This is a genomic window from Wolbachia endosymbiont of Atemnus politus, from assembly GCF_013309895.1.
Map to the genome: position 1 here is coordinate 1 of NZ_JAAXCS010000090.1, position 5,573 is coordinate 5,573.

General features: G+C 35.9%; 3 protein-coding genes and 2 pseudogenes. All 5 read right to left on the reverse strand.

Translation table 11 applies throughout. The features are described 5' to 3' along the window. Positions 1-769 precede the first annotated feature (769 nt). The 5 genes and pseudogenes from lepA to HET73_RS05815 all read right to left on the reverse strand — a co-directional run bounded on the left by lepA (position 770) and on the right by HET73_RS05815 (position 5,295). A pseudogene (gene lepA, locus HET73_RS05795) lies at positions 770-2,525 on the reverse strand (translation elongation factor 4). A gap of 38 nt (positions 2,526-2,563) precedes the next feature. After that, a complete protein-coding gene (locus HET73_RS05800) occupies positions 2,564-2,812 on the reverse strand; it encodes a hypothetical protein (RefSeq protein ID WP_174133311.1) in 249 nt (82 codons plus the stop codon). A 333-nt stretch (positions 2,813-3,145) separates the two neighbouring features. Then, positions 3,146-3,451: a hypothetical protein gene (locus HET73_RS05805; RefSeq protein ID WP_174134175.1), complete on the reverse strand. Its 306-nt coding sequence runs from the start codon at positions 3,449-3,451 to the stop codon at positions 3,146-3,148. A gap of 229 nt (positions 3,452-3,680) precedes the next feature. Beyond that, a complete protein-coding gene (locus HET73_RS05810) occupies positions 3,681-3,857 on the reverse strand; it encodes a hypothetical protein (protein ID WP_174134176.1) in 177 nt (58 codons plus the stop codon). 66 nt (positions 3,858-3,923) lie between these two features. Beyond that, positions 3,924-5,295: pseudogene (locus HET73_RS05815) on the reverse strand (malonyl-CoA decarboxylase). Between the last annotated feature and the right edge of the window lie 278 nt (positions 5,296-5,573).

A 5,573-nucleotide genomic window follows, 5' to 3' on the forward strand; every position in this document is an offset into this window, starting at 1 on the left:
ATTCATATTTTTCTCACTCTAAAAAACATAATTCAATTTTACAGCATTAAATATTTAATAACTATTAATTGTAAAGTTGTCAATAAACTTCCTTAAACTTTTATGCCCTTTATTATATCACATACTGCATGACCTTTCAATAATATTTTTGCTATTTTTAATATGCTTTAACACCTGTGTTTCCCACCAAGTAGTGTAACCTCTAACGTGATATTGTACAATTGGAACTTTTAACGGATGCCGTATTTTTTCTTAAGAAATATTTAAAAAATTTACTAAATCGAAAAAAGGCAAAAGAAGCTCTGTTTTAAAAACTTGACGTCAATGCTCTATATGTTTGACAAGTAGCTGACCTTGGGATTGTAAATACCCATAATTTCATGATAAGGGAATGTTGTAGTTTGTCAAGCATTTTTTTTTATGAAAGAGATAATATTGGTTAAATTTTTAACTAATCTTGAAAAAAGACAAAAGAATCCCCGTGATGCGAGTTTTTTACTGTTCTCAAAAACCTGGCGTACGATTCTCTCTTACATCGCCTATTCAGCGAGGTTCAGCTAGTGTAAATAGAAAAATTATAAAGACATAGAGCATCTATATTGCAAAAATTAAACATAACACGCCCAGTTTTTATTGTACTCTATACAAAGATTTTAAAGAAAATTTTAGGCCTAAAATACCCACATTACTATATTATGATAATGAGGTTGGCGGAGGTTGTAAAGGAATTTCTGACATCACTGCTGTTATGCAAGAAGTCTGGTGACGTTTAATCATTTATTTTCAAAGCTTGAATAAAAGCATTCTGCGGAATATTGACGTTTCCTATAGAATGTAGCCTTTTTTCCAATTCTTTTGTTTTTCTAAAAGCTTCATTCTTCGCGTCACATCTCCACCATAGAGTTTGGCTGTCACATCCTTCCTGTATGGATTAATCGTCTCTCTTGCAATAATTTTACCGCCCACTGCTGCTTGAATTGAAATCTTATATTGTTGACGTGGTATTAAATCCTGCAAGCGTGCACATATTTAACGTCCCCTTTTTTCTGCCCTACTTTTGTGGACAATACAAGCCAATGCATCCGCAGGCTCCCCATTGATTAAAAAGCTCAATTTATCTATTTGACTTTCCTTATAATTGGAAATTTACCAATCCAGGCTTGCGTATCCCTTAGAAATCGATTTCAATCTATCGTAAAAATTAAAATCAACTTCAGATAGTGGCAACTTATATTTCGGCAGTGCTGTTGTTGTGTTGCAAACGTAAGATAAATCTTTTTGCTCTCCCCTTCTTTCTTCACACAGAGATAGAATTTCTCCCAAGTATTGGTCAGGTACCATTATGGTTGCAGTAATCCACGACTCCTCTATCATCTCAATTTTCGTTGAATCTGGCATATCACTTGAGTTGTGAATATTCACAATTTCGCCGTTTCGCATAGTAACTTTATATATACCACTCGGCGCAGTTGCCGTTAGGTCTAAATCAAACTCTTTCTCGAGCCTCTCTTGAATGACCTCAAGGTGTAACATTCCTAAAAAACCGCAACGAAATCCATAGCCGAGTGCATTCGACGTCTCAGCTTCAAAGGTAAAACTTGTATCATTTAAATGTAATTTCTCTAGCGCTTCCTTTAGATATTTAAAAATCATCCGTTTTGTTGGGAAAAATGCTACAAAACACTACAGGATGTACTTCTTTAAAGCCTGGCAATGGCTCACTGCACGGCCTTTTCTCTTCGGTAATAGTGTCCCCTACGCTGCACTCTGCTACTTCTTTCATTGAAGCAATTATAACACCAACTTCACCTGCTGAGAGTTCACCAGTCATGACTTTCTTAGGAGTAAAAATACCGATATTATCCACGTGATATGTAGCGTTATTAGACATCATAACAATTTTCATGCCTTTCTTTAGCACTCCATTTTTAACTCGCACTGTAATTACTACTCCCAAATAAGGGTCATACCAACTATCAACTAAAATTGCCTGCAGCGGAGCGTTCGTATCACCCTGTGGAGCTGGAAGTTTCGTCACTATTGCTTCGAGTACAACCCTTATTCCATGTCCAGTTTTTGCCGATATTAATACTGAGGCGCTTGCGTCAATACCAATTACTTCTTCAATCTGGAGCATTACCTTTTCTGGATCTGCAGCAGGGAGATCAACTTTATTGAGCACAACTATTATCTCATGATTATTGTTAACAGCCTTGTTTACATTTGCAAGAGTTTGAGCTTCAACATCCTGACTGCTATCCTCTACTAAAAGTGAACCTTCACAAACTTCGACTTACTTCATATGATAAGTCAACGTGACCTGGGGTATCCATGAGATTTAGGCAATATTTATTACCATCATTTGCTGTGTAGTTAAGCCTTACAGTTTGTGCTTTCAATGTAATTCCACGTTCGCGTTCTATATCCATTGAATCGAGCACTTGATTGGTCATTTCCCCCGCTTCAAGACCATTGCCAAATCGATCATCGAGAGTTGACTTTCCGTAGACTATATGTGCTATTATTGCAAAGTTTCATATATTATCCATTAATGGCTGTTTATTTATTGGTTGGCTGCCCTAAGCTGTTCAGGTCGAATAATGGGACTAGCTGATGCTTGGTTAATTTGGCTACTCACTGTGCTCGAGTCTTCGTTCCATTGCTGACTATTCTGCTTGCATGTCATTATTGCCTCAGCGAGGCTCAAATAATTACTACCAACTTTAATCCTTACATCTTCATTTTTTTTCAAGTCTTCATCTGCCGGCTCACCCTCCACTATTTCAACACTACCATGAGAATTAACACTCAATGTAATGCTACATTCTCTTTCACCCTACATACCAATTAAACTTTATTTCATATTGAGCTGCGGTACTTAAGTCATACTGTCTCACTTTTTTTACTATCTACATAGCCACTGATAATGTCTCCTTGATCATTATTTGATATTTTAAAACTAATAATTTTGTCTTCTGTACAGAATTTACTATTTAAAAATTTATTTATTTTAAAATTCGCTTTTCGTTGTCATTTTCTTTTAGTTTATTGTTGCACAAAGATTAGCGCCTGAGTTTCGCTATTAATGTTGAATCAATAGTACCATTTTCTATATATTTACCGAATTCTGCGTTGTCTTTTTTCTCTAATTCATGATACTAGTTTTCATTAGCTTGTTGGGTGCTCTGCAAAAGCAGGTATTTGCGGAGTTCAACTCCAGCACTAGGGAAAGGCATGGGTGAGGTGGTTTCCCGTTGCCTTCCCCACCAGGCCATGAGTATGTACCCATTTTAATTTTGCACCCTGCACCTGGTTCTTTAAAAGGGTTAAAGAACGGTAGGCACAGATGTGCGGCTTTCATTAGCACCCCATCAGAATAATCATTTACATCATTACCTTGACTTATTGTACTTTGTGGCAGTTGTTGCATTTCTTTTAGCTTTGTCTTCATTTTACCCGAAGTGATGTGATGTCCCCAGGTGATATTGCTTCATTAGACTAATAATTTTTTAATGCGATTTTCGATCTAATTCTGTAATTGATCTACCATTTCCAAAATTGACTTTAAGTTCTGACAAGGTGTATTGATTTTTTCACTACTTAGGCTATTCTTATTGCTATCCCAATCAATAGAAATGTTAGTAAACATTTCATAAAGCCCTTTATAGATAGCTTTTAATTCATCTAATTTCCCTTTTTTTCCCCTTAATATTACTAATATAATCATTGATTAGCTTGATTCCCTTAGAATCTAGGACATCTTGTAGTTTTTTATCTGTTACTATATCTTGTAATTTTTTTTTGAGTGATGTAAGGTTGTCATATACTCCTCTTATGAAACTACCTACATTATACATATAAATACCAGGGAATGGCAATATAATTTACTTAACACACTTACATATATATTTCCTACTGCTCTATTATCTCTTCAACATAGACGACACCTGCTTCGAGTGAGAAATCACTTTATTAACCATATAGTTCTCATGATTATTATCTATTTTATACAATTCATATAGGTAATTCACCATCATTCCAGCCGACTGACTAATTCCCTTTTCAGAAACATCTGCCATCTAGTTTATTTGTTTATATTGATGCACCATTGCTTAAATAAAAATGTGCTACCGGGTCATAGGCACCGCCACCACTATTTTTAAGCTTTAGCAAGTAGTGTGCACAAAGCTTCAGCAAGCATTGTTTCTCGCATCCAACGTTAGTTTTAACTGCTCTGTGCTTTCTAAAATTTCTGCACTAGATTGTTTTATGTTCAGTATGCTCAATAAAGTAATATCTTGGCTTAAACTTTCTTTCAGCCATTTCGTAAAGCCAGGTATTGGAGAAAGCGTTGTGTTTTTATACTTTTAAACTCCTGCGACAGCTTTTCCACAACCCTTTTGATCAAAAAATTACCCAGGCTGATTCCAGACAAACCTGCTTGGGTATTTGATATTGAATAGAATATGGCAGTGCTTGCACTGCTTGGATCACTTGAAGATACCGACTTGTCTAAGAGGTGTTGAATGCTATCTGCAATTTTGTTCACCAATGCAACTTCAACAAAAATTAGAGGTTCGTTTGGTATTTTGTAATGAAAGAAAGCAAAACAGAGACGATCAGAATCAAGCCTGTTTTTTTAGTCACCCCAAGAAGAAATCTTATGCACAGCTTCATATTTTATAAGTTTTTCTAACAAGGACGCAGGTGAATCCCAGGTAATTTGACGAAGATCGAGTAGATCAACGTCAACCCAGGAGAGAAGTATGCTTTTCAGTTCATTTTCTAGCCGATTGAGCTCTTTATATTGGTTTTTTAACATAAGCACGTCACAACGCATATCGACAATAAACTTAAGGCCTTCCGGCAAAGAAATAAATTGCTTCAATATTATAGAGCGTGGTGATTCAAGAACTTTTATCAAGTCCTGTTCAAATTTTTAGTTTAATTCGGGATTCTGATTTTCCCTATATTCTTTTATTTTTCATCTATTTCCGCTTTATTCAGACTAAATTTTTCTGCCAGGGTTTGCAGAAATTTTATATTACCTTTCTCTGATAAACATAAATACAGATTACCAAAAGATACGGTGTTCTTACGTGCTGAAACCTACCCTCCCTTTGGGTACAAGCACTCATTCATCTTTAAGACTAAGCTGTCGATATCGCGTCTATTACTTAAATCGTGGCCAATATTGCCAATCCACGATCTTACAGCATCTGCAACCCCACCAAATATCTTAAAAAAGCCACCTACTGCTTTCTTATCTTCAACTTGCGCTACATTGTCCCTCATCAGTATCCTATGGCCAAGCAGTTTCGGGACTTAAGGATATACTACTGACCCCCCAATAACCCATGGCAGGATACGCCTTTATGTGGTGTACTTATCCATAACATGATATAATCGATGTTTAAGGATACGTTTTAATATACAAGCCTTAGTCACTATCAGGGCCCGGATTTTGCGGTGATTTTCGCGTGTGTAATCGGTGATTTTTTCGGTGATAAAAATAGTGAAAAACGGTGATTTTTTCGGTGATTTATAAATTATATTTACATGTAAAATTTGAC